General features: G+C 69.5%; 19 protein-coding genes. 9 read left to right on the forward strand and 10 right to left on the reverse strand.

Features of this window, described 5'->3' with window-relative positions; genetic code table 11:
* Positions 1–70: 70 nt before the first annotated feature.
* Positions 71–2,326 carry a glycoside hydrolase family 3 C-terminal domain-containing protein gene (locus tag BLV49_RS07610; protein ID WP_091182215.1) on the forward strand — a complete coding sequence of 752 codons (2,256 nt, stop codon included), beginning with the start codon at positions 71–73 and terminating at the stop codon, positions 2,324–2,326.
* A gap of 28 nt (positions 2,327–2,354) precedes the next feature.
* Here BLV49_RS07610 and BLV49_RS07615 read toward each other — a convergent pair whose 3' ends face one another.
* A complete protein-coding gene (locus BLV49_RS07615; protein WP_245723576.1) occupies positions 2,355–3,227 on the reverse strand; it encodes an aggregation-promoting factor C-terminal-like domain-containing protein in 873 nt (290 codons plus the stop codon).
* A 375-nt stretch (positions 3,228–3,602) separates the two neighbouring features.
* On the opposite strand from BLV49_RS07615, the gene BLV49_RS07620 reads away from it, so the two are divergent.
* The 6 genes from BLV49_RS07620 to BLV49_RS07645 all read left to right on the forward strand — a co-directional run bounded on the left by BLV49_RS07620 (position 3,603) and on the right by BLV49_RS07645 (position 11,823).
* The gene (locus BLV49_RS07620) at positions 3,603–5,072 is read left to right on the forward strand and encodes a carboxylesterase/lipase family protein (RefSeq protein WP_091182218.1); all 1,470 of its coding nucleotides are present in this window, start codon (positions 3,603–3,605) and stop codon (positions 5,070–5,072) included.
* Positions 5,073–5,270: 198 nt separating this feature from the next.
* Complete coding sequence (locus BLV49_RS07625; protein ID WP_091182223.1) at positions 5,271–6,902, forward strand: ABC transporter substrate-binding protein; 1,632 nt, start codon at positions 5,271–5,273, stop codon at positions 6,900–6,902.
* Positions 6,880–7,917: an ABC transporter permease gene (locus BLV49_RS07630; RefSeq protein ID WP_091182227.1), complete on the forward strand. Its 1,038-nt coding sequence runs from the start codon at positions 6,880–6,882 to the stop codon at positions 7,915–7,917. The genes BLV49_RS07625 and BLV49_RS07630 overlap by 23 nt, the downstream gene beginning before the upstream one ends.
* Complete coding sequence (locus tag BLV49_RS07635; RefSeq protein ID WP_091182233.1) at positions 7,904–8,758, forward strand: ABC transporter permease; 855 nt, start codon at positions 7,904–7,906, stop codon at positions 8,756–8,758. Before BLV49_RS07630 ends, BLV49_RS07635 begins: the two co-directional genes overlap by 14 nt.
* Entirely contained in the window at positions 8,755–10,434 is a 1,680-nt protein-coding gene (locus tag BLV49_RS07640) for a dipeptide ABC transporter ATP-binding protein (RefSeq protein WP_091182238.1), read from the forward strand. Before BLV49_RS07635 ends, BLV49_RS07640 begins: the two co-directional genes overlap by 4 nt.
* An 18-nt stretch (positions 10,435–10,452) precedes the next feature.
* On the forward strand, positions 10,453–11,823 hold the full coding sequence (locus tag BLV49_RS07645; RefSeq protein WP_091182241.1) for an LLM class flavin-dependent oxidoreductase: 1,371 nt from the start codon (positions 10,453–10,455) through the stop codon (positions 11,821–11,823).
* A 90-nt stretch (positions 11,824–11,913) separates the two neighbouring features.
* Here BLV49_RS07645 and BLV49_RS07650 read toward each other — a convergent pair whose 3' ends face one another.
* The 9 genes from BLV49_RS07650 to BLV49_RS07690 form a co-directional block, all read right to left on the reverse strand.
* Positions 11,914–13,689 (reverse strand): DEAD/DEAH box helicase, encoded by a 1,776-nt coding sequence (locus BLV49_RS07650; protein WP_091182243.1) that lies wholly within the window; start codon positions 13,687–13,689, stop codon positions 11,914–11,916.
* A 74-nt stretch (positions 13,690–13,763) separates the two neighbouring features.
* Positions 13,764–14,597: an MBL fold metallo-hydrolase gene (locus tag BLV49_RS07655; protein WP_245723577.1), complete on the reverse strand. Its 834-nt coding sequence runs from the start codon at positions 14,595–14,597 to the stop codon at positions 13,764–13,766.
* A 51-nt stretch (positions 14,598–14,648) separates the two neighbouring features.
* Positions 14,649–15,293, reverse strand: a complete 645-nt coding sequence (locus BLV49_RS17040) for a hypothetical protein (protein ID WP_218132610.1) — start codon at positions 15,291–15,293, stop codon at positions 14,649–14,651.
* Positions 15,290–16,537 carry a serine/threonine-protein kinase gene (locus BLV49_RS07665; protein ID WP_091182250.1) on the reverse strand — a complete coding sequence of 416 codons (1,248 nt, stop codon included), beginning with the start codon at positions 16,535–16,537 and terminating at the stop codon, positions 15,290–15,292. Before BLV49_RS07665 ends, BLV49_RS17040 begins: the two co-directional genes overlap by 4 nt.
* Before the next feature lie 32 nt (positions 16,538–16,569).
* A complete protein-coding gene (locus BLV49_RS07670) occupies positions 16,570–16,827 on the reverse strand; it encodes a DUF6458 family protein (RefSeq protein ID WP_091186984.1) in 258 nt (85 codons plus the stop codon).
* A gap of 227 nt (positions 16,828–17,054) precedes the next feature.
* On the reverse strand, positions 17,055–20,090 hold the full coding sequence (locus BLV49_RS07675; RefSeq protein ID WP_091182254.1) for a glycoside hydrolase family 2 TIM barrel-domain containing protein: 3,036 nt from the start codon (positions 20,088–20,090) through the stop codon (positions 17,055–17,057).
* A complete protein-coding gene (locus BLV49_RS07680) occupies positions 20,087–21,001 on the reverse strand; it encodes a carbohydrate ABC transporter permease (protein WP_091182257.1) in 915 nt (304 codons plus the stop codon). The genes BLV49_RS07675 and BLV49_RS07680 overlap by 4 nt, the downstream gene beginning before the upstream one ends.
* Positions 20,998–21,930, reverse strand: coding sequence for a carbohydrate ABC transporter permease (locus tag BLV49_RS07685; protein WP_091182261.1), 933 nt, complete (start codon positions 21,928–21,930; stop codon positions 20,998–21,000). The genes BLV49_RS07680 and BLV49_RS07685 overlap by 4 nt, the downstream gene beginning before the upstream one ends.
* Positions 21,930–23,270 (reverse strand): ABC transporter substrate-binding protein, encoded by a 1,341-nt coding sequence (locus tag BLV49_RS07690; RefSeq protein ID WP_091182264.1) that lies wholly within the window; start codon positions 23,268–23,270, stop codon positions 21,930–21,932. Before BLV49_RS07690 ends, BLV49_RS07685 begins: the two co-directional genes overlap by 1 nt.
* A gap of 151 nt (positions 23,271–23,421) precedes the next feature.
* On the opposite strand from BLV49_RS07690, the gene BLV49_RS07695 reads away from it, so the two are divergent.
* Positions 23,422–24,027 carry a TetR/AcrR family transcriptional regulator gene (locus tag BLV49_RS07695; protein WP_091182268.1) on the forward strand — a complete coding sequence of 202 codons (606 nt, stop codon included), beginning with the start codon at positions 23,422–23,424 and terminating at the stop codon, positions 24,025–24,027.
* Between the two features lie 87 nt (positions 24,028–24,114).
* The gene (locus BLV49_RS07700) at positions 24,115–25,401 is read left to right on the forward strand and encodes a mechanosensitive ion channel family protein (protein ID WP_091186987.1); all 1,287 of its coding nucleotides are present in this window, start codon (positions 24,115–24,117) and stop codon (positions 25,399–25,401) included.
* Positions 25,402–25,403: the final 2 nt, after the last annotated feature.

Consider the following 25,403-nt stretch of genomic DNA (forward strand, 5'->3'; position numbering starts at 1 on the left):
ACCGAGTGATGTAAGGTTTTGAGGACGCGAGGGTGCGGATGCCGCTCGCGACCCGCCTCGAAGGAGCATCATGACCGAATCGCCAGCCGTCACCGAGCGCAGCGCCGCCGACAGCGTCGCCGAGCTGAGCCTCGAGCAGAAGGCGGCCCTCACGAGCGGCGCCGACTTCTGGCGCACGAAGGCGGTGCCCGAGGCCGGCATCCCGAGCATCCTGCTCACCGACGGACCCCACGGGGTGCGCAAGCAGGCCGGCGCGACCGATCACCTCGGCATCGCCGACAGCGTTCCCGCGACGTGCTTCCCGCCCGCCGTCGCCCTCGGTTCGAGCTTCGACCCCGAACTGGTCGAACGCGTCGGCGTGGCGCTCGGCGAGGAGGCGCGTGCCGAAGGCGTGGGCGTGCTGCTCGGGCCGGGCATCAACATCAAGCGCTCTCCGCTGTGCGGCCGCAACTTCGAGTACCTCTCGGAGGACCCGATCGTCAGCGGCACCCTGGGCTCCGCACTCGTGGCCGGGCTGCAGTCGCAGGGCGTGGGCGCCTCGCTCAAGCACTTCGCCGCGAACAACCAGGAGTTCGACCGTATGCGCGCGAGCTCTGACATCGACCGGCGCCCGCTGCGGGAGATCTACCTGCGCGGCTTCCAGCGCGTCGTCGCCGACGCGAATCCGTGGACCGTGATGTGCTCCTACAACCGCATCAACGGCGTCTACGCGTCAGAGAATCACTGGCTGCTCACCGAAGTGCTGCGCGACGACTGGGGATACGACGGCCTCGTCGTCTCGGACTGGGGAGCGGTGAATGTGCGCACCGCCGGGCTCGCGGCAGGCCTCGACCTCGAGATGCCGGCCTCCGGCGGCCGCACGGATGCCGAGATCGTCGCCGCTGTGCGCGACGGCTCGCTCGAGGAGTCCGTGCTCGACACCGCCGCGAAGCGCATCATCTCGCTCGTGCAGAAGGCCGTCGCCGGCGCCCGCGAGGACGCCGCCTACGACGCGGACGCCCACCACGCGCTGGCCCGGGAGGTCGCCGCGCGCAGCATCGTGCTGCTGAAGAACGACGACGGCATCCTGCCGCTGAAGCCCGCGGCATCCGTCGCCGTGATCGGCGAGTTCGCGCGCACGCCGCGCTATCAGGGCGCGGGCAGCTCGCTCATCAACCCCACGAAGCTCGACAACGCGCTCGCCGAGATCCGCGCGGTCGCCGGCGACGTGAGCTTCGCGCCCGGCTTCACAATCGACGGGAGCGACGATGCCGGGCTCGCGGACGAGGCGATCGCCGCGGCGACGGCCGCCGATGTCGCCGTCGTCTTCCTCGGCCTGCCCGCCGCCGACGAATCGGAGGGCTACGACCGCGAGCACATCGAGCTGCCGCCGGCGCAGCTCGCGCTGCTCGACCGCATCGTCACGGCGAACCCGAACACCGTCGTCGTGCTCTCGAACGGCAGCGTCGTCCGACTGCCGTTCACCGAGAAGGTCCCCGCGATCCTCGAGGGCTGGCTGCTCGGGCAGGCCGGCGGAGGCGCCATCGCCGACGTGCTCTTCGGCGCCGTGAACCCCTCCGCGCGCCTCGCGGAGACGATCCCGGTGCGGCTGCAGGACACGCCCGCCTACCTCGACTTCCCCGGCGAGCACGGCCACATCCGCTACGGCGAGGGCCTGTTCGTCGGCTACCGCTGGTACGACGCCCGCGAGCTCGACGTCGCGTTCCCGTTCGGGCACGGCTTGTCGTACACGAGCTTCGCGTACGCCGACGCGAGCGTCGAATCGGATGCCGCCGGGCTCCGCGCCCGCGTCACGGTCACGAACACGGGCGATGTGGCCGGTCGCGAGGTCGTGCAAGTGTACGTGTCCGTCCCGGGCTCGAGCGTGCAGCGCGCACCGCGCGAACTCAAGGGATTCGCGAACGTGCTGCTTCAAGCGGGGGAGTCCCGCGAGGTCACGATCGAGATTCCGCGTGCGGACCTCGCGTATTGGGACACGCGCGCCGACCGTTTCGTCGTCGAGGGCGGCGACTACCTCGTGTCGTTCGGCGCGTCGAGCCGTGACCTGCGAGCCGAGGCGGTCGTCGAGGTCGGGGGCGACGAGCTGCGCCTGCCGCTGACGACGGATTCTTCGCTCGCCGAGATCATGGCGGACCCCGTCGCCGGGCCGATGCTGCAGCAGCACGTCGTGTCGATGCTCGGCGAGGACGCCGCCGCCCTCGCCGGCGATGAGGAGTTGCTGAAGATGATGGGGTCGCTGCCCATCGGCCGCATGGTCAGCTTCTCGCCCGACGTCGACCCGCAGCAGATCCAGCAGTTCCTCGACGCGGTGAACGCCGCGCGTTGACGCGCGGCGTTCACCGGGATTGCCGGGATCAGTACCAGTTCATCGCCTGGGAGTGGCCCCACGCGGCGCACGGTGTGCCGTAGGCGCGCTTGATGTAGTCGAGTCCCCACGCGATCTGCGTTGTCGCGTTGGTGGCCCAGTCGCTGCCGACCGACGCCATCTTGCTGCCGGGCAGCGCCTGCGGGATCCCGTACGCGCCGCTCGAGGCGTTCGAGGCCGTGTACGACCAGCCCGATTCCTTCGCCCACAGCGAGGAGAGGCAGCTGAACTGGCCGGAGCCCCAGCCGTACTTCTGCGCGGCCATGCGCGCGGCCGTCGCCTTCGCGCCCGCCGGCGTGTTCGCGGCGGCCTGCGCTCGCGCGGCCTCTTCGGCCTTCTTCTTCGCGGCGGCCTCGGCGGCGGCCTTCGCGGCAGCCTCCGCCTTCTCGTCCGCTTCGATGTCCGCGGTGACAGTGGCGGTCTCGCTCATTGTCTTCTTCGCGACGCTCAGGGTGGCATCGGGTTCGCGCGGGTCGGCCGCTTCGAGGTCCTTCACGTACGACGCGAGCGTCGCCGTGTCGACGGAGTCGTCAGCGCGGTCAAGGGCGGCGTTCGCGTCGTCGAGTGCCGACGAGGCTGTGCTCTGCGCCTCGTCTGCGGCTTGCAGCTGCGTCGAGGCGTCAGCCATCGACGTCGCCGAGGGCATGAGCGGCTTGACGCTTGGGTCGACCGTCGGGGTGGCCCAGCTCGCCGCGACACCCGTACCGCCGAGCGTCAGGCCGAGCGCGAGCGCGGAGGCGCCCATGATGCGGGCGCGGCGCTTTGTGCGCTGCCGGCGGAGCCGATTGAGGTGGTTGCGCCGCGGGAACGGCGTGAGGGAGGTGTCGGGGGTTTCGTCAGGAGTGTGGGAAGTCGTCGTCATACTTTCGGGGCGTGTGCATCTCGGGTTTCGTATCGGGTCGCGCGCAGCTCAGTGCGCACGGAGAACGACCCTGTACCCCGAAACTGGGCGGAATCCTGCCGAAAACTGAAAATGACGTCGATCCCGTGTCGTTTCATCGTCCGCGTCCGGTCGCGATTCGAGCTCATTGAGCGAATGCCGCATCCCGCTCCTCGCCCGTCATCGCGCGGATCGCGGCGGTACGTTCCCGCGAAGCGACGTGCGTCGCCCGGCGTCCACGCGCACTGTGCCTCCGAATCCCCTGGGAACGTCGCGATTCTGCAGAAAACAACCCGTTCCGGGCCGATTTCGACGCGGGGAGGGCGTCGTCAGGGGCGGTGGTGGTAGGCATGAAGCATGAGCGAGGCAGAGCCGAACCCCATCGTCCTGACCACAGCGGGAGCCGTGCGCGGTGTGACGCAGACAACCGCAGCGGGGGTCACGCAGACGGCCTTTCTCGGCATCCCGTACGCCGAGGCTCCGGTCGGTGAACGCCGCTTCGCCGCGCCCGTCCCCCATGGTTCGTGGGAGGGGGCCAGAGATGCGGTCAGCTACGGCGCCACACCGCTGCGCGAGTTCATGACCGGCATCACCCTGATCCCCGAGCCCGCGTTCCCGGGCGAGGAGACCCTCACCGTCAACGTCTTCACGCCGCGAGCGGGAGAACGCGACGATCCGGTCCCCGTCCTGGTCTGGATCCACGGCGGAGGCTTCACGACGGGCTCGCCGTCGGCGCCCTGGTACGCGACCGGATCCTTCCCTCATGACGGCGTGGTCGTCGTGTCGCTCTCCTACCGACTCGGCGTCGACGGCTTCGGCGTCATCGACGGCGCTCCCGACAACCGCGCCGTGCGCGACTGGCTGCTCGCACTCGAGTGGGTGCGTGACAACATCGCGGCATTCGGCGGCGACCCCGCTCGCGTCACGATCGCGGGGCAGAGCGCGGGCGGCTCCGCAGTCCTCACCCTGCTGTCGATGCCCGCGGCGCAGCCGCTGTTCGCACGGGCGATCGCCGAGTCGCCCGGCAGCGTCAACGGCGACCACGACGAGGTCGCCGCGAGCACGAAACGGCTCGCCGACCGACTCGGCGTGCCGGCGACCCGCGCCGGCCTCAGCTCGTGCGACGAGCGCGCCGTGTTCACGGCGCAGCAGAAGCTCGGCGACGAGGCGGGCCTGCCGTTCGTGCGCCGGCTCATCCGGGGCGGCGCCTCCATGCTCTGGCAGCCCGTCGTCGACGGCGACCTGATCCCGCACCCGATCGACACCGCGTTCTCCCGCGGAATCGGGGCCGACAAGCCGCTGCTGATCGGCGCCAACGCCCAGGAGATGGACGCGCTGTTCGACGACAGCTCGCGCCTTCTCGATCGGCTGCCAGGTTCGCTCGCGCTGCTCGTCGCAGGCTTCACGCCTGCCGCTGTGCGCAGCTACCGCGCCCGAACGCCTGGCACGACGCGGCAGCTGCTCGGCCGCATCGCGAGCGACGCCGTCTTCCGCTTCGCCGTCGCACGCGCTCTCGCGACCCGTCGCGGCGCCACGTTCGCCTACGACTTCCGCCTGCCCTCCGCGCTCACGGGCCGGAGCGGGCACTGCCTCGAACTGCCCTTCGTGTGGGACTGCCTCGAGGGCGAGAACGTGGTCGCCGGGGTCACGGGCCCGAACCCGCCGCAGGCCCTCGCGGATCGCATGCACGGCGACTGGCTGCGGTTCATCCGCCACGGGGCAGCGCCGTGGCCGGCGTTCGAGCACGGCCGGCGCGGCATGCGCTTCGACGCCGGTTCGAGCGAGGACTCCGTGTTCGCGCGAGAGCTCGCGCTCGTGCGCCCGTAGTCGGCGATTCCGCGTACCGCCCAACTTCCGCACGCTACTCGCGTGCGGCCGATTCGTCACGATATTTCTTCCCCCGTGACGCCGCGTGACGTCATGTGACGCTCACGCTACGAAGTGTGACCCGCGCCCTTCCGGCGGCCTATTGCGCGGCTCTAGGTTCGCTTCACACCACCGAATCGACACTGAAGGGCGCAACCCATGCCACGCAATCGCCTCCTCGTCGCCGCAGGGATCGCCGCCGCGGCCGCGCTCGCCCTCACCGGCTGCGCGAACGGCGTGACGCCCGCCGCCGACGCGAAGCCTGTGAAGGACGGCACGATCGTCTACGCCCACCAGCAAGAGCCCGCGTGCGTGTTCGGCGGCTGGATCGAACAGGCCTACCTCAGCTACCAGGTTCTCGACAGCCTCACCTCGCTCGATGACGACGGCGCGGCGGTGCCGTGGCTCGCGGACGACTGGGTCGCGAGCGACGACGGCCTCACGTGGACGTTCACCCTCAAGGACGGCGTCTCGTTCACGGACGGCACACCGCTCACCGCGGCATCCGTCGCCTACAACTTCGACTACTGGCTCGCGGGCGGAAACAGCACCGCGCAAGTGTGGCTCGACGGCTACTACTCCTCCGCCGAGGCGACCGACGACCACACCCTCGTGCTGCACCTCGACAAGCCGTACCCGCGCCTGCCCGAGACGCTCGCGCAGGGCTACTTCGGCATCCAGTCGCAGCACGCTCTCGAGACCCGCAGCGACGAGCAGAACTGCGAGCAGCCGATCGGATCCGGCGCGTTCACCGTGCAGTCCTGGAACCGCGGCGAGAGCATCGAGCTGGTCCGCAACGAGGACTACACCTCGTGGCCCGCGAACGCGAAGCACACCGGCCCCGCTCGGGTCGAGAAGGTCGACTGGCGGTTCGTTCCCGACGGCACCACGCGCTCGGCCGCGCTCAAGAGCGACGAGGTCGACGCGATCTACGACGTGCCGTCGATCGAATGGCAGAGCCTGGATGCCGCCGGCTTCGAGCTGCACAAGTACGTGACCCCCGGCCGGCCGCAGCAGCTCGCCTTCAACACGGCGGAGGGGCCGTTCGCCGACGAGAACGTGCGCAAGGCCTTCGCCTACAGCCTCGACCGCAAGACCCTCGTGGACACCGTCGGGCAGGGCGTCATCCCGTTCGAGGGAAACGGAGCCGTGAGCCAGGCGACCCCCGGGTACAGCGAGAAGGCCGCCGACGCCTACAGCTTCGACCTCGCGAAGGCGAAGCGCCTGCTCGATGACGCCGGCTGGTCGAGCACCGACGCCGAGGGCTACCGCGTGAAGGACGGGAAGCGGCTCGAGGTCGTGCTGCCGTACGGCGCCGGATCGATCATCAACGCCGAGGGCGCGTCGATCCTGCAGGGCGTCGCGGAGCAGGCGAAGGCCGCGGGCTTCGCCGTGAAGCTCGTGCCCGTGCCGCAGAGCGAGTTCTTCGCCGGCGCCTACTCGAAGCCCGACGAGCGGGACATCTACGCGGGCTACTGGACGTCGGTGACCGCCGGGATCCTGTGGATCAACTGGCGCTCCACCACGACCGAGAAGCCGAACGGCAACAACTCGGCGTTCTACAACTCCGCCGAGCTCGAGAAGCTCATCCTCGACGCGAACTCCACGGCCGATCTCGACGCGCAGAACGCGCTCTACGCGAAGGCGCAGGAGTACATCGCCGACCACGCCCTCTCCATCGGCCTCTACGACCGGCTGTCGACACTCGCCGTGTCGCCGCTGCTCAAGGACGTCTGGCAGGAGAACTCGCAGGGAGGACCGGTGTTCCATGACGCGTACTTCGTCGGCTGACGCCGCCGCCCCGACGACGGAATCGGATGCCGCGGCAACCCGCGACCGCGCGGCGGCACGCCGCGTCGCCCTCGCCCGCCGGCTGCTGGGGCGTGTGATCGGCGCCGCCGTCACGCTGTTCGGGGCGGCATCCCTCGCCTTCCTCGCCCAGCTCGCTCTTCCGGGGGACCGTGCGACGGTGATCTACAACATCCGGGCCGGACAAGCGGTGGAGCGCACGCCCGCCGAGCTCGCGCAGATCACGACGCAGTACGGTCTCGACCACCCCCTCATCGTGCAGTATCTCGACTACGTGCGCGGACTGTTCAGCGGCGACCTCGGCCTGTCGTACCAGCAGTACCGGCCGGTCACGGCGATCATCGGCGAGCAGCTCGGGCCCACGCTCACGCTCACGGTCACGGCGCTCGCGCTCGCGTGGCTCATCATGATCGCGTGGGTCACGCTCACGGCCGGACGAGGGCCGCGCGTGAGCGCGATCGGCGCCGTCGTTGACACCGTGACGGCAGGGCTGCCGCACTACTGGCTCGGCATCCTGCTGCTTCTCGTGTTCTCGCTCGGCCTCGGCTGGTTCCCCGTGATCAGCGGATCGCAGCCCGCGGGACTGTTCCTGCCCGCCCTGACGCTCGCGATCCCGCTGGCCGGCTTCATGGGGCAGGCCACGCGCGCCGAATTCGAGAAGACGCTCGCCCAGCCGTTCGTCGTGTCGGCGCGCATGCGGGGAATGGGCGACACCGCCGTGCGGCTGCGGCACGTGCTGAGGCACTCGGTGCTGCCCGCCGTGACGCTCTCCGGCTGGGCGCTCGGCGCCACGATCTCGGGCGCCGTCATCGTCGAGGCCCTCTTCTCGCGGCAGGGCATCGGCACCGTGCTCATCGCGGCGGTCGGTGCCCAGGACCTGCCCATCGTCACGGGCGTCGTCGTGCTCATCGCCGCCCTCTACGTGGTCGCGAACCTGCTCGTCGACGTCGCCTACACGCTCATCGATCCGAGGCTGAAGACAAATGACAACGCTTGAGACCGCAGCGCCGACCGTTAGCGCGGCGTCCCGCCGGCGGCATCCGATCGGCCTGTACGCCGCGCTCGCCGTCGCCGCGTTCTTCGCGATCGCGCTCGCCGCACCCCAGCTGCTCGCCACGCACGGGCCGTTCGCCATCTCGCTGACGGAAGCGCTGCAGCCGCCCGGCGCCGCGCACTGGCTCGGCACCGACGAGCAGGGCCGCGACCTGTACAGCCGCATCGTGTTCGGGGCGCGCGAGTCGCTGCTGATCGGCATCGGCGCGACCGTCGTGAGCATCACGATCGCCCTCGTGCTCGGTTCGCTCGCCGCCCTCGGTGGACGCGTCGTCGGCGCCGTTGTCGCGCGCATCATCGAGATCCAGTTCGCGTTCCCGACCCTGCTGCTCGCGCTGCTCCTTGTCGCGATCGCCGGGCCCTCCGCGATCTCGCAGGTGTTCGCGGTCGCGATCGGCACCGCGCCAGGCTATGCCCGCATGATCCGGGCGCAGATCCTGCAGGCGAAGCGCTCCGGCTACGTCGAGGCCGCGATCGCGCTCGGCCACCCGCGCGGTCGCGTGCTCGCCCGGCACATCCTGCCCAACGCGGTGCGCCCGCTCGTCGCCGTCATCGCGATGTCGGTCGGGCAGTCGATCGTGTGGGCGTCGAGCCTGTCGTTCCTCGGCCTCGGCGTCGCCCCGCCCTCGCCCGAGTGGGGAGCCCTGCTCGACGCGGGCCGCCTGTACATCATCCACGCACCGTGGCTCACGGTCGCGCCGGGCCTCGTCATCGTCGTGCTCGCCATCGCGTCGACGACGATCGGGCAGCACATCCAGCGCGCGCTCGAAAGGGGAGAGAAATGACGCTGACCGATGAGAGGGCGGATGCCGGCGCGCTGCGCCCGGCCGACACCGACGTGCTGCTGCGCGCCGAGACCCTCTCGGTGTCGTTCCACGGCCGGCCCGTCGTCAACGACGTGTCCTTCGAACTGCGCCGCGGGGAGTGCCTCGCGATCGTGGGTGAGTCGGGCTCGGGCAAGTCGGTGACCGCCCGCTCGCTCGTGGGGCTCACGGGCGCGGGCGCCGCGGTGTCGGCCGGGCAGCTGAGCCTTGAGGGGCAAGACCTCACCACGGTGACCGAGAAGCAGTGGCGGGCGCTGCGCGGACGTCGCGTCGGCTTCGTTCTGCAGGACGCTCTCGTCTCGCTCGACCCGCTGCGGCCCGTCGGCGCCGAGATCGAGGAGGCGCTGCGCCTGCACGGCTGGGGCCGCGCGCGCGACCGCCGGCGGAAGGCGATCGAGCTGCTCGAGGCCGTCGGCGTGCCCCAGCCCGAGCAGCGGGCGCGGCAGCGGCCCGACGAGCTGTCGGGCGGACTGCGCCAGCGCGCGCTCATCGCCTCCGCGCTCGCGCTCGACCCCGAGCTCATCATCGCCGACGAGCCCACGACGGCGCTCGACGTGACCGTGCAAGCGCACGTGCTCGCGCTGCTCGCCGACGCGAAACGGCGCGGCACGTCCCTCATCGTGATCAGCCACGACCTCTCGGTCGTCGCCGAGCTCGCCGACCGCATCATCGTCATGACGGGCGGCAGCGTCGTGGAGTCGGGCGCCGCCGACCGGGTGCTCGGCGACCCGCAGCATCCGTACACGAGGCGACTGCTCGCCGCCGTTCCCGGCACGCACACGCGGGGGAAGCGGCTCAGCGACGCCCCCGCAGTCGCCGCCCGGCGGCATCCGCCCGTGGATGAGCCCGCCGCGGTGCCCGCGCTTGCCGCCGCGCACCTGACCAAACGGTTCCCGCGGCCGGACGGCAGCCTCGCGACCGCCGTCGACGACGTGTCGTTCGCCCTTGAGCGCGGCACGACGCTCGGGATCGTCGGCGAGTCCGGCTCGGGGAAGAGCACGACGGCGCGCCTCGCTCTCGCGCTCGAATCACCGGATGAGGGCGAGGTCACGCTGCTCGGGCGGCCGTGGACGGCCGTGAGCGAACGCAAGCGGCGCCGGCTGCGCAGCCGCATCTCCGTCGTGTACCAGGACCCGCTGAGCTCGTTCGACCCCCGCTGGAACACGGAGCGCATCCTGCTCGACGCCCTGCCGGAATCCGTTCCCGCTGCCGATCGCCGCTCGCGCATCGCGGAGCTCGTTCGGCAGGTCGGGCTGCCGGCCGACGTGCTCGCCCGCTTCCCGCTGCGGCTCTCGGGCGGGCAGCGGCAGCGCATCGCGATCGCTCGGGCGCTCGCGACCGAGCCGGAGGTGCTCGTCCTCGACGAGGCCGTGTCGGCGCTCGACGTGTCGGTGCAGGCGCAGATCCTCGACCTGCTCGCCGACCTCAAGCAGCAGCTGCGGCTCAGCTACCTGTTCATCTCGCACGACCTCGGCGTGATCAGCCACGTGAGCGACGACGTGCTCGTCATGAAGGACGGTCGGGTCGTCGAGCACGGCCCCGTCGAGCAGATCTTCGCGCATCCCGCCCACCCGTACACGGCCCAGCTCGTCGGTGCGGCAGCGCCGCGGCTGGCGGCATCCGACCCCCTCACCTGAGAGAAAGAGACACCGACAATGACAATACCTCTGCTGTTCAACGCCTTCGTCATGAACACGACCTCGCACATCCACCACGGGCAGTGGCGCCGGCCCGACGCCGGGCAGACCGAGTTCAACGACGTCGACACGTGGATCGAGCTCGCGAAGCTGCTCGAGGCGGCGAAGTTCGACGGCATGTTCTTCGCCGACGTCACGGGACTGTACGGCGACGCCGACGCGCCCTACGACGTGTACGTGAACGAGGGGCTGCAGATTCCGAGCAACGACCCGACCGTGCTGCTTGCGGCGCTCGCCGTGAACACGACGCACCTCGGGCTCGCGCTCACCTCGAACGTCATGCAGAGCCACCCGTTCCAGTTCGCGCGGCAGATCTCGACGCTCGACCACATCACGCGCGGCCGCGTGGCGTGGAACGTCGTCACGGGAATGCAGGACAACGGCGCCCGCAACTTCGGGCTCGAGAAGCTCGTCGACCACGACGCCCGGTACGAGTGGGCGGAAGAGTACGTCGACGTCGTCTACAAGCTGTGGGAGGGCTCGTGGGACGACGACGCCGTGCTGAAGGACCGCGACGGCGCCTACTCCGACGTCAGCCGGGTGCACAAGATCCACCACAAGAGCGCGCGATACAGCGTCGAGGGACCGCACCTGCCGTCGCCGTCGCCGCAGCGCACGCCCGTGCTGTACCAGGCGGGCTCGTCGGTCGCGGGGCGCCGATTCGCCGCGCGCAACGCCGAGGCCACGTTCATCGTCGCGCCGAGTCCCGAGATCGCGCGGCAGCAGATCGACGAGACGCGCGCGCTCGCCGTCGAGTACGGACGCAAGCCCGAGGACATCAAGTTCTTCCAGGGGCTGAGCTTCATCATCGGCGACACCGAGGAGGAAGCGCAGGCGAAGGCCGACGAGTACATGAAGTACGTGTCTGTCGACGGCTACTCCGCGCACTCCGCGATTGTGGACCCCGACGGACGCGTGTACCCGCCGGAGACGCCGCTGAAGGACGTGCAGACGAACTCGGCGCGCGGCTTCGTGGAGTGGGTGTCGCGGTACATCACCGACCGGGAGCCCGTCGTCGCCGACCTCGCGATCCTGCGGGCGCGCAACAGCGCCATTATCGGCACGCCCGAGTCGATCGCCGACCAGCTCGAGGTGTGGCAGGCCGCCGGCATCGACGGCGTCAACGTCATCAACTGGGTGATCCCCGGCTCGTTCGCGGAGTTCGCGGACAGCGTGCTGCCCGTGCTGCGGGAGCGTGGCCTCGCGAAGACGGAGTACGGCGAGGGGGCGACGCTGCGCGAGAAGCTGTTCGGGCAGCCGCGCTTGAACGAGCGGCACCCGGCGGCGCAGTACCGCGGCGCATTCCGCGAGGCGGACGCGCTCGTGTAGCCGGGGCTGAGGGGGGAATCAGAAACGCCGATGGGAGCCTGGATATCCAGGCTCCCATCGGCTGTTGTGGCTCCCAAACGGGATGCGGGCCTACTTGTGACGCGGCTTGCGGAACGGACGCTCACCGCGTGAGTCATGACCTCTGCGCGGGCCGCCGTCGCGGTCCTCACGCCGACGGCGCGGTCCCCGGTCGGGTTTGATCTCGATGAGCGTCCCGCCGATGCGGGTGTCACGCAGCCGCGTGAGCACGTCGTCGGACAGATCGGCCGGCAGCTCGACGATCGAGAAGTCCGGACGGATCTGGATCGCCCCGAAATCGTCCCGGCTCAGTCCGCCCTCGTTCGCGAGGGCGCCGACGATCTGGCGCGGCTCGACGCGCTGACGCCGGCCGACTTCGATGCGGTACGGCGCCATTGCGGTGTTGGAGCGCCGACGGCGCTCGCCGCGGTCGGCCTTCCCGCCGCGCTCATCGCGTTCGCGCAGCTGGACGAGCTCGTCCTCGGCGGAGAGCAGCAGCGGCGTGTCTCCCTGCGCGACGATCGCGAGGGCGGCCGCGACGTCCGCCTCGGGCACGTCGTGGTGCGACACATAGTGGCCGATGATGTCGCGGAACGCCGCAATCCGGCCGTCCTGCGCGAGCGCCGACGTGATCGCGTCGTCGAACCGGGTGAGGCGCGAGACGTTCACGTCCTCCACGCTCGGCAGCTGCATCTGCGTCAACGGCTGCCGGGTCGCCTTCTCGATCGCCCCGAGCAGACGGCGCTCGCGCGGAGTGACGAAGCTGATCGCCGCGCCGCTGCGACCCGCCCGCCCCGTGCGGCCGATGCGGTGCACGTACGACTCCGTGTCGATCGGGATGTCGTAGTTGACGACGTGGCTGATGCGGTCGACGTCGAGTCCGCGCGCGGCGACATCGGTCGCGACGAGAATGTCGAGCTTGCCGGACTTCAGCTGGTTCACCGTGCGCTCGCGCTGCGCCTGGGCGACGTCGCCGCTGATCGCTGCGGCGGAGTAGCCGCGAGCGCGCAGCTTCTCGGCGAGCGTCTCGGTCTCGCTCTTCGTGCGGACGAAGATGATCATGCCCTCGAAGTTCTCCACCTCGAGGATCCGCGTGAGCGCGTCGACCTTCTGCGGGTACGACACCATGAGGTAGCGCTGGCTGATGTTCGCCGACGTCGTTGTCTTGCCCTTGACCGAGATCTCCTCGGCATCCCGCAGGTACTGCTTCGAGATGCGCCGGATCTGCGCCGGCATCGTCGCCGAGAACAGGGCGACCTGCTTCTCTTCCGGCGTCTCGGCGAGGATCGTCTCGACATCTTCGGCAAAGCCCATCTTGAGCATCTCGTCGGCCTCGTCGAGAACGAGGTACTTGATCTCGGAGAGGTCGAGAGTGCCCTTGGCGATGTGGTCCATGATGCGCCCGGGTGTTCCGACGACCACGTGCACGCCGCGTCGCAGCGCCGAGAGCTGCACGCCGTACGCCTGCCCGCCGTAGACGGGAAGGACGTGGATGCCGCGCAAGTGCGACGCGTACTGCTCGAACGCCTCGCAGACCTGCAGAGCGAGCTCGCGCGTGGGGGAGAGCACGAGAGCCTGCGGCGCCTTCTGCCCGGCGTCGATCCGGGAGAGGATCGGCAGCGCGAACGCCGCCGTCTTCCCCGTGCCGGTCTGCGCGAGCCCGACGACGTCGCGCCCGTCGAGCAGAGTGGGGATCGTTGCCGCCTGAATGGCCGACGGGGTCTCGTAGCCGATGTCGCGAACGGCCTTGAGCACGGGCTCGCTGAGCCCGAGCTCGGAGAACGACGGGACCTCGGGAGTGTCTGCGGGGTCGACGGTCGCCGTTCCGCTCGATTCGTGAGCTGTCATTGACACAACGGTAGTCGGTCGTGGCTGGCAACTGAACGACAGTGTTGAATTCAGGCGGTGGGATGCAGAGCGCGTCAGGTCAGATCGTCGTTCGCTCCGCTCACCCAGTCGATGTAGCGCTTGGCCGAGAACTGCACGATGGTGGCGGCATCCGGACCCGCGCTCGATCCGAAGTTGTTGTAGAGCACGTCGAAATCGAAGCGGGAGACGAAGTCGGCCATGCGGCGGATGACGGCGGCTGAGAGCGGGATGCGGTTCGGGTAGCTGCGCAGGAACGTGACGTTCCCGTCGGGAGTGGGGAAGATCGCGTCACCCGCGAACAGCATGCCACGCCCGTCGGCGCCGGCTGACCAGTGCGCGAGCGTGCTGCCGGGGAAGTGCCCGCCGATCTGGTCGAGCCGGATGCCAGGCAGCACCTCGAACGGCTCGCTCCACGTGCGCACGGCGTCCGGCCGATACCCGAGCCAGCGCTTGTCGGCTTCGGCGACCCAGATCGTCGCGTTCTCGAACGCCTCGCTCCAGGCGGACTGCGCGCCGTACATGTGCGGATGGCTCGCGACGATATGACGGATGCCGCCAAGCTCGCGCACGCGCTCGATCGCAGCAGCATCGATCAGCCCGGGCACATCGAAGAGCAGGTTCCCCGCCTCGGTCTGCACGAGCATCCCCTGCTGGTCGATGCCCACGCCGTCGGCCCTGATTCCCCACAGCCGGTCTGCGACGGGGAAGACCTCGACGAAATGGCCTGTGTCGCGCAGCTCGTCAAGCGTCGTCCAGCGCTGTCCGGTCGCCGGCACGTACTGCCGCTCGTCTTCGCAGATCGGGCATTCGGCGGGCGGCTCCATGCTCGGTGCGTACTCGACGCCGCAGGTCGCGCACAGCCACAGGACGGGACTCTTCTCAACCACGGCTACTCCGATCGTGGGACGGGCGCATCGGTGCGCGGGAGCACCTCCACACTAGGGCGTGGGGGTCGGGGCAGGAGCCGGCGTGCCTCCGGTGTCGCCGCCCGTGTCGCCGCCGGTATCGCCGGCGTCGTCGCCGCCATTTCCGTTTCCGTTGCCGTTGTTCCCGTTGCCGTTGCCGTTGTTTCCGTTGTTTCCGCTGTTGCCGTTCCCGTTGTTCCCGTTCCCGTTGTTTCCGTTGTTGCTCTTCTCCTGCTTCTCCTTCTTGTCCTTCTTCTCCTTTTCGGTGTCCTTGGGCGTGGTGTCGTTGCCGCCGCTGTTGTTCGAGTTGTCGACCGGCGCGGTCGTCTCGGGAGTGGTCGTCGGCGTGCTCGACGGTTCCGTCTTCGGTGACTCGAGGTCGGCGCGCACGAGCTCGATCGTCGACTTGATGGCGGCCCCACGCTCGGCGTCGATCGTGCCGTTGCCGAGGCCCGCCGTGAGTTGAGCCTCGAGCTTGTTCAGCGCGGCCAGAGCGCTCTCGGTGTCATCGTCGGCCGCGGCATCCGCTATCGCGACGACTGTCGCTTGCATGCTGCGCGCGGTGTCGACGGTGATGTCGCCGGCCGGGGCCGTGCAGCCGGTCACCAGGCCCACGACGAGGAGCGTCGCTCCGACGGCGGAGACCACTCTGCGCTTGCGTGCTCGCGGCGCCATCATGGCGACACCTCCTTCATGAGCTGGTCGAGGTGAGTCGAAAGCGGAGCGGGGAGCGTCGGCAGATCCGGTGCTGACGCGGTTCCGCCCGACTGAAGCATCGGCCAGAGCACGAGGCCCGCGATCACCGCCGCCACGATCAGGACGAGAACGGCGACGAGAATCCAGCGTCGCAAGGCGCGGCGCGGGTTCCGGGTCTCGGGGGAGTCGGCGGTGCTCGGCGCCGTCGCGGGCGTCGAGTCGGTTCTGGGCTCGTCGCCAGTCGAGGATGGGGTCACCGGCGCCGGCTTGGTCGGCGTCTCGGCGTTGTCGAACCGCACGGTCGGCGCGTCGGCGGCATCCGCGTCCGCCATGACGGGCGCCGTCATAGCGCTCGTGATGTCGGGATCGACGGGGCTCGCGTTGTTCGTGTTCATCGTTCTGACGGCCGCCGCGACCTCGAGCGCCGTTGGGCGGTCGTCAGGATCGGTCGCCGTCATCGCGGTCAGCAGCGACTTCCATTCGTAGCCGAGCGACCCGGGGATCTCGGGCGCCTCGTTGAGCCGCGCGAACAAGGCTTCGTTCCGATCCGGCTGCGGGTAGGCGCGCCGGCCCGTGAGCGCCTCGAGCAGAACGAGGCCGAGCGCGTACACGTCGGCGGGAGGAGCGGGAGAGGCGCCGCGCACTTGCTCGGGACTGAGGTAGGCGACGGTGCCGACGACGAGCCCCGGCGTGGTCAGGCGCGCGCTGTCGATGAGGTACGCGATGCCGAAATCGGCGAGTTTCGCCCGGAACGCGGGTTCCGTTGTCGGCGAGGGCCTCAACAGCACGTTGGAGGGCTTGATGTCCCGGTGCACGATGCGCGCCTCGTGCACGACGTGCAGCGCGTCGGCCAGGTCGAGCGCCATGGCGGCCACTTCCGCGCTCGGCAGCGGAGACTCCTCGATGCGCTGTGCGAGCGTCGGACCGGAGATGTACTCCATGACGAGGTATGCGCCGTCGTCAGAGGAGACGTTGGCGTCGAACAGCGTCACAAGGGCATGGTGGTTGAGCGACGCGAGAACGCGAGTCTCTGATGCTTTGCGCTGAGCATCAGTTGGCTCCGCCGTGCCAGGCGGGAAGAGCTTCACGGCGACTGTGCGACCGAGGGACTCGTCGACGGCGCGGTAGACGGTTGCCATTCCGCCGGAGCCGATCCGCTCCTCGAGTCGGTATCGGCCGTCGAGAAGTTCTCCCGTTCTGCGGGGGGATGCGAGAGCGTCAGTCATAGGGCTGCGTGCACGAGCGGTACTCGCCCACGTCAAGCGATCGGGTCGTCGCTGTCGGTGCTGCGGCGCGTCACGCGCTCACCGTTCGCCGGGTCGACCGCGGAGCGGGTCGTCGAGACGCTCGAACGGCGGCGGAACAGCAGCGCGATGCCGATGATGAACACCACGACGCCCGCGCCCATCAGGATGTAGCCGATCAGGTCGAGGTTCACAGGTCCCGCGTCGACGTTGATCGCGAAGGTCAAGATCGCCCCGATGACGAAGAGGGCGATTCCGGTTCCGATGCTCATGAGCTGTCTCATCCCATCTCGCTCGTCCCGCGCTGCCGCTGTGGCAGAGTCGGGCGAAGCGTCTAAGCGGTCGCTCGCGCTGTGGCACGAACGCTGACACTCGCAAGTTAGCGTGCATCCGCCGGCGCGGACAGGGGCTTGACTTCGGTCACGCTCCTGGGGAAACGCGCACAGGCGGCTGAGAGCCGGAGTGGACAGCGTAGCCCTGCTCCGGCTCTCTGCCGCGGCTACAGGGCGCCGAACCGCAGCGTGATCGTGCGCGCCTCGGGGCGCAGCAGGAAGTCGGGCCACACGTCCGGGCCGCACGCCCGCGAGCCGAGCCCGTTCTGCGCCGCGTCGACGTACAAATACGTCGTCCCGGTGTCGGGCAGCTCGTGCGGATGCCGCGCGGCGTCGAGCTGCTGAGCCGTGTTGCGCGTGAGCGTGAAGCCGGGGCGGCGCCCGCGCGCGTCGGGCGCGGCATCCACCCGCAGCCAGTCGCCGTTGTCGCGTCGCACCGTGAGCGAGCGCAGGTCACTGCGATGCCCGGTCTCCTGCGGTCGCGAGTAGTGCACGGTGAGCTCGTCGAGGGCGGCGTCGAATCGGCCGACGCGCGCGGCGTGCCGGCTGTCGGGGTACGACTCGAGGGGCCCCGTGCCGAACCAGCTCGCCCCGTCGACCGAGCCGGGCAGGTCGAAGCGCAGGCCGATGCGCGGCCACACGATGTCCCAGCCGGTGCTCGGCTCGATGTCGGCCCGTAGCCACAGTTCGCCGTGGACGAGCTGCCAGCGCTCGTCCGTGGTGACCGTCGCGCGCTCGTTTGCCGCCGACCAGCGGCGCCGCACGTGGACGGCATCCTCCCCAGCCTCGGCGAGCTCGACCCGCGAGGTCAGTCGGTCGAGCCCGGCGGCCTGCCAGATCTCGTCGTACGCCGGCGCGGGAACGCCGTTGCCGTTGTTCTCCCACGGGTCCGTCCCGTCGTAGGAGCCGCGACCCTGCCCGCGGTCGTTGTCGGTCGGCCCGCGCCACAGCTCGAGCCGCGGCCCGGAGACCGGCTGGCCGGCGAGACGCACGAGCTCGCCGTGCTCGAACTCGGCGGGACCGAGCGTGCGCGAGGCGGGAGCGGCCCCGCCGACCCCGGATGCCGCGATGCGCGGGGCCGCGAACGTCGCGCGTCGCAGCGCGTGCTGCGTGAACACGATCTCGTGTCCCGCGGGCGCCCACGGCGTCGCCTCGCGCAGCACGGCGTCGACGGTCAGCCAACCTTCGCCGGACTGCGGGACGTCGAGCTCGGGAAGTGCGACGGCAGCCGTCGTGCCAGCGGCGACCGGATCGACGTGGATGACGCCGCTCGCGCGCTCCACGCCGTCGGACTCAACGCGCCAGCGGAACTCGAGGTCGCTCGTGTCGGCGGTGTGGCGGCGGTTCGTCACCGTGAGGGCGAGCGAGCCGTCCGCGGCATCCCTCACCTGGAGGCGAACCGGCGCGACGACCTGCTTGTACTCGAACAATCCCGGCGTCGGCGTCGAATCGGGCAGCACCATGCCGTCCATGACGAAGTTGCCGTCGTGGACGACCTCGCCGAAGTCGCCGCCGTAGCCGAAGTACTCGGCGCCGTTCGCGTCCGTCGTGCGGATGCCGTGGTCGCGCCACTCCCACACGAAGCCGCCGTGCAGCCGCGGGTGCCGCCAGACGAGGTCCTCGTACTGGTCGATCGCGCCGGGCCCGTTGCCCATCGCGTGGATGTACTCGCACAGCAGGAACGGCTTCGTGCGCTGCCTGGCCGACTCGGCGGCCGAGCAGCCGAGAAGCAGCGAGCGGGAGTCGTCACGGCCGATCGCGTCGGTCTCGGGAATCGAGGAGTACATGCGGGAGTACACGTCGGTGTACGCGCCCGAGTAGTCGCCTTCGTAGTGCACGGGGCGCTCGGGGTCGCGGTCGTGCACCCACGCGGCCATCGCGGCGAGGTTCTGCCCGGTTCCGGACTCGTTGCCGAGCGACCAGATCACGATCGACGGGTGGTTCTTGTCGCGCTCGACGGTGCGCTCGATGCGGTCGAGGTACGCGTCGCGCCACGCCGGGTCATCGCTCGGGTTGTCGACCCAGCCGCCGCGCTCGAAGCCGTGCGTCTCGAGATCGCACTCGAGGATCACCCAGAAGCCCAGCTCGTCGGCGAGGTCCAGCAGCCGCGGGTGCGGCGGGTAGTGGCTCGTGCGGATCGCGTTGACGTTGAACCGCTTCATGAGGGCGAGATCTTCCCGCGCCCACTCCTCGTCGAACACGCGGCCGCGCTCGGGGTGCGTCTCGTGCCGGTTGACGCCGTGGAACACGACGCGCTCGCCGTTGACGAGGAACTGGTCGCCCTCGATCGTCACGGTGCGGAAGCCGAGCCGAAGCGAGATCGTCTCCGCCCCGCTCGACACGGTCGCGTCGTACAGCCGCGGCACCTCCGCCGACCACGGCTCGACCGCCTTCACCCGCACGGGCGCGGCGTCGGCGGCGGAGGCCCACTCCACGTCGACGCCGAGCTCGGGAACGCGCAGGGAGATCGGGAAGGCCCGATCGGATGCCGCCAGCTGCGGCGTGATGACGCCGGCGCCGTCCGCCTCGAGCCCCGCCCGCAGCCACACGTCGTCGATGCCGCCGACCGGCCGGGCCTGCAGGGTCACGTCGCGGAAGATGCCGGGCAGCCACCACTGGTCCTGGTCTTCGAGGTAGCTGCCCGCCGACCACTGGTGCACGCGCACGGCGATCGTGTTCGAGCCGGGTCGCACGGCATCCGTCACGTCGAACTCCTGCGCGAGCCGGCTGCCGGAACCCCAGCCGATCCACTCGCCGTTCAGCCACACCGAATAGCGCGACTCGACGCCGTCGAATCGCAGAACGATCGTCTCGGCATCCGACCACGACTCGGGCAGGTCGAAGCCGCGCCGGTAGTCGCCCGTCGCGTTCTCATCCGGCACGTGGGGCGCATCGACGGGGAACGGGAACTGCACGTTCGTGTAGATCGGGGCGCCGTAGCGCCCGTCGCCCTGCAGCACCCAGTGCGCGGGCACGGGCATCGTGTCCCAGCCCGAGTCGTCGAAATCGACGCGCGCGAGATCATCGACGTCCTCGCCGGAGGGCAGCACGCCGCCCGCGCCGGGCTGCCCCGGGGCGCCGGGCAGCAGCCGGAAGCGCCAGTCGCCGTTCAGCGACAGCGTCGGCGCATCGCTGTGCAGCCACGAGCGGGCGGGGCGCCGCGCGCCCGCGCCGGGGGAGTGGTCGGTGAGGTAGCCGGTCATGCCTTGACAGATCCTTCCGTGAGGCCGCCGCGCCAGAAGCGCTGCAGCACGATCATGGCGATCCCGAGGGGGATCACCGAGAGCAGAACGCCGCCCGTGGTGAGCTGGTAGAACTCGGGCAGCCGGTCGACCTGGCTGAGCCAGTTGTTGAGGCCGAGCGTGATCGGGTACAGCTTCGAGTCCGAGAGCATCACGAGCGGCAGGAAGTAGTTGTTCCAGATGCCGACGAGCTGGAACAGGAACACCGTCACGAGCGCCGGTGTCAGGATGCGCAGGCCAACGGTGTGGAAGATGCGCAGCTCGCCCGCGCCGTCGAGGCGCGCGGCCTCGAGCAGCGAGTCGTCGACGGTCGCCTGCGCGTAGATGCGGCACAGGAACAGGCCGAACGGTGACACGAGCGAGGGGATAAGCACGCTCCAGTACGTGTTCGCGAGGCCGAGCTGGCTGAACAGCAGGAACAGCGGGAGCGCCGTCGCGGTTCCCGGCACGAGAACGCCGCCGAGGATCGTGCCGAACACGAAGTTGTTGCCGCGGAAGCGGTACTTCGCGAGCGCGTAGCCGCCCATCGCGGCGAAGTACGTCGCGAGAAGGGAGCCGACGCCGGCGTACAGCACCGAGTTGAGGAACCAGCGCACGAAGATGCCGCCGTCGTAGGTCAGCACCTGGCCGAGGTTGTCCCACAGCGCGAACGTCGGGGCGAGCCAGAAGCCGTAGGTGGAGAACAGGTCCTCCGTCGTCTTCGTCGCCGCGATGACGACCCAGTACACGGGGATGACGAAGTACAGGGCGATGATGACGAGCACGCCCGTGACGATGATCGTCGAGGAGCGGCGCTTTCCCGCCGCCCGGTCGGCGTGCCCGCCGGGCTTCACGGCTTTCAGCTGCGTTGTCTTGAGTGTCGTTGTGCTCATTTGCTCTTCCTGTTCGTCAGGCGGAGGAACGCGAACGACAGCACGAATGCGACGACGGCGATGAGCACGGCCTGCGCGGCCGCCACGTTGTAGTCGTTGTACGCGAACGCCGTCGTATACGCGGAGAGGTTCGGGGTGTACTGGCTGTCGATCGCCGGCGCCACGGTCTTCAGCACTTGCGGTTCGGCGAACAGCTGCAGGGTTCCGATGATCGAGAACACCGTGGTCAGCACGAGCGCCGGCGCGATGAGAGGCAATTGGATGCTGCGAGCCACTCGCCACGACGACGCCCCGTCAACGCGCGCCGCCTCGTACAGCTCGGTCGGGATCGACTTGAGCTGGGCGACGATGATGAGCATGTTGTAGCCCGTGTAGCTCCAGGTCACGATGTTCGCGATCGACCACAGCACGCTGCCAGCGCCGAGGAAGTCGACGTCGATGCCCATCCAGCTCGCCACGTCGACGACGGGACTCAGTCCGGGAACGTACAGGAACGACCACAGGATCGTCGCGATCACGCCCGGAACGCCGTAGGGCAGGAAGTACGCGGCGCGGAACAGCCCGGGCCACCGCGCCGACGCGGACTCGAGCAGCAGCGCGAGCACTGTCGCGGCGATGATCATCACGGGAACCTGCACGATGCCGAACAGGAACATGCGGCCGATCGAGGCGATGAAGTTCCCGTCGGCGAGGGCGAGGGCGTAGTTGTCGAACCACGCGAACTGGCTCGTCACGCCCGCCTCGCCGAAGAGTCCGCTGCGCGTGACCTTCGTGAAGCTCGAGCCGATCGCGACGAGGATCGGCAGGATGAACGTGAACAGGAACAGCAGGAGGAAGGGAGCGAGCAGGAGCCAGGGCGCGCGCTTGGCGGCATCCGTTCTCGTGCCCGTCGTCTTCGACCCGGTGGTCATCTGACGTGTCGTCGTCATCACGCGCCCGCCTTTCGAATGCTGAGCCCCTTGTTGCGGAACGCGGCCATGATGTTCTTCTCCGCCGCGGCGACGGCGTCGACGAGCGTGCCGCCCGAGGCCTTGCGGCGGAAGCCGTCGGAGAGGATGTTGAACGACTGCTGCGTGATGGGCCACCACGACCAGTCGGGGTTCTGCTCCTTCGCGGCGGGAACGAACACCTCTTCGTTGTAGTTCTGGCCGCTGAAGAACTCCGACGGCTTCTGGCGCTCGGCGCCGATGTAGTCGGCGGCGGGTGACCAGCCGATGCCGCAGTGCTTGATCATCGCGTCGATTCCCTCGTGCGACGTGCACATCCACACGGCGAACTCGAGAGCTTCTTTCGGGTGCTTGCTGTTCGCGAGAACGGCGGCCGTCGAGCCGCCCTGATAGCTCGACCCGTAGCCCTCGTCACCCCACCGCGGCATGGGCGCGACCTTCCACTTGCCCTCACCGCCGGCGACGCCCTTGATGAGCGCGTCGCCCCAGCTCGCGCTCGTGAGCGAGGCGATCTTGCCGTCGGCCGCTGCCGCAAACCACGCGGGGGAATAGGGGGTGAAGCTCGTCGTGACGAGGTCGTCGTCGATGGCGGCATCGAAGAACTTCGCGACGCGCATCGTCGCGTCGTCTGTCATGTTGATGACCCAGCCGTCCTCCTCGGGCGTCAGCCACTGCGCTCCCGCTTGCGTGGCGAACGCGCAGAACGGGCTCGCGTCCGAGATGGGGAAGCAGTCGAGGTAGATCTTCTGCCCCCGCAGCTCCTTCGCGAGCGCGGCCCAGTCATCCCATGTCGCAGGCGGCGTGCCGCCGACGGTCTCGAAGAGCTCGGGCTGGTAGAACGTGGCCATCGGGCCGGAGTCCTGCGGGATCCCGTACACGCCGCCCGTGAAGCTCACTTGTCCCCACAGGGTGGGGTCGAACTTCGAGGCGTGCTTCTCGGCGCCGTAGCGCGAGAGGTCGACGAGCCCGTTCACGAGCATGAACTCGGGGATCGTGCGCATTTCGACCTGCGCGAGGTCGGGGCCGCCGCCGGCCGCGAGCGCGGAGTACATCTTGGGGTAGCCGCCCGAGTTGCCGCCGGGGATCCAGACCGCCTCGACCTGCACGTTGGGGTTCTTGGCGTTCCAGATGTCGGCGACCTTCTGCAGGTCTTTGAGCCACGCCCAGTAGGTGAGCGTGATCTTCTCGCCCGAAGCCACCGGAGGAATCGTGGGCAGCGCGTTAACCGATGTCGTGCCGGGCGTCGCGCACCCGGCGAGCGCACCGATCGCCGCCGTGCTGAGACCCATGCTCAGCAGCTGTCGTCGTGTGAGTGGTGTCATGTGCCTTTCACTTCGTTGTGAGGACAGGCTCGCCCTCGTGCGATTCTGTCGCCGCGCTCGTCTCGTGCGGCCGGTGTCAGGAAAGATAACACAAATTCGAGCGCATACTCGAAATTCGACGAACGGATGCCGCGAGGCTACGATTCTGAGCATGGACACCGACGCTCGGCCCCGCCGCCGCGGCCCGTATGCGAAGTCCGCCGAGCGTCGGCGCAGCATCGTGGACGCGGCCTTCGAGGTGTTCGCGGCGCGCGGCTACCAGGGCGGCTCCCTGCAGGACGTCGCCGATCGCGTCGGCATGAGTCAGACGAGCCTGCTGCACTACTTCCCGTCCAAAGCGGACCTTCTCGTCGCCGTGCTCAACCGCAGGGACGTCGTCGCCGACACGGGGCCGCTCGAGGACGAGACGCGGGACTTCCCCACGATCCTCATCGACCAGGCCCGTTTCAACGAGGGCGTGCCGGGACTCATCGAGCTCTACACCGTGCTGTGCGGCGAGTCCGTGACCGAGCACTACCCCGCGAGGGACTACTTCGAGCACCGCTTCGCGCGGCTGCGCGACGAGTACTCGGCCGAGCTGCGCAAGCTCGAGGCGGCCGGTCGATTGCGAGAGGGCGTCGACATCGAGCGCGCCGCGAGCTCGATCGTCGCCCTCTGGGACGGCATACAGACCCAGTGGCTGCTTGACGACTCCGTCGACATGGCGGCGTGCCTCGCCGACTACCTCGGCCTCATCATCCGGCCCTCCGCGCCATAGCAGGCCGACCGGCTCGGCCACGGATGCGACGCCAAGGCTGCTGTGGCATCGTGGAGGACTTCTGAGCGGAAGGAGAACTCTGTGGAGATGTGGCAGAGGTGGCTCGTGTTCGGCATCGGCCTTGTCGTCGGAGCGATCGTGGTGGCCGTCGTGATCAGTGCGCTGAGCTATTCGCTCACGCTCGCCGGGCGGCGCAAGCCCACCGTCGAACTCGTCCGGGCGCGGCTCAAGCCCGCGATCCGCGTCAGCATCGGCCTCATCGCGCTGTGGATCGTCATGGCCGCGACCTTCCCCTACCCCGACCGCGAGTGGCGATCGTTCGTCCACCACGTATTCGTCATCGCCGTGATCGCCGTCGTCGGATGGCTGCTCGTCGGCCTCGTCTACGTTATGGAGGACCTCTCGAACGCGCGCTACCGCATCGACGTGGCCGACAACGCGGCAGCCCGACGCGTGCGCACGCAGATGACCGTCGTGCGGCGCCTGCTCATCGTCGTCGTCGTCGTCATCGCCATCGGTGCGATCCTGCTGACCTTCCCCGGCATCCGCGCCGTCGGCGCGAGCGTTCTCGCCTCCGCCGGAATCGTCAGCATCATCGCCGGTCTCGCGGCGCAATCGGTTCTCGGCAACCTCATCGCCGGCATCCAACTCGCCTTCAGCGGCGCTCTGCGCGTCGACGATGTCGTCGTTGTCGAGGGCGAGTGGGGACGCATCGGCGAGATCACGCTCGCGTACGTCGTCGTCGACATCTGGGACGAACGACGGCTCATCCTGCCGTGCACCTACTTCACGACCCAGCCGTTCACGAACTGGACCCGGCGCTCGAGCCTCATTCTCGGCACCGTGGAATTCGACATCGACTGGCGCGTGGGCATCTCCGCCATGCGCGACCGCTTCAACGAGGTGCTCGCCTCGACCGACCTGTGGGACGGCCGCAGCTCCTCCCTGCAGATCACCGACGCGACCGGCGGCTTCGTGCGCGTGCGCGCCGTGATCTCCGCGCATGACTCGGGCAAGCTGTGGGACCTGCGCTGCCTCGTGCGCGAGGAGCTCGTCGCCTGGCTGCAGAAGGACGGCCGCTACTCGCTGCCCGTCACCCGCGTGCAGATGGTCGACGGCCCGGATGCCGACCGGCGCTCCACGCGCTCGGCGCCGAAGGGCGCCGACGCTGAGGCGCAGCGCGACCACGCTGGACTGTTCTCCGGCTCTCCCGAAGCCGAGGCTCGCGGCAGTCAGTTCACGGGCGCCGTGCCCGTGCAGAAGCGCACCGCCGAGGAGCAGCTCGACGAGACGCTCGAGGCACCCGCGGACGACCCTGATCAGACCGCGGTGCTGCCGCTCGAGGACGAACAGGCGGCCGCGTCCCGCCCGTAAGC

The sequence above is a fragment of the Paramicrobacterium humi genome (assembly GCF_900105715.1).
GTDB classification, from domain to species: Bacteria; Actinomycetota; Actinomycetes; order Actinomycetales; family Microbacteriaceae; genus Paramicrobacterium; species Paramicrobacterium humi.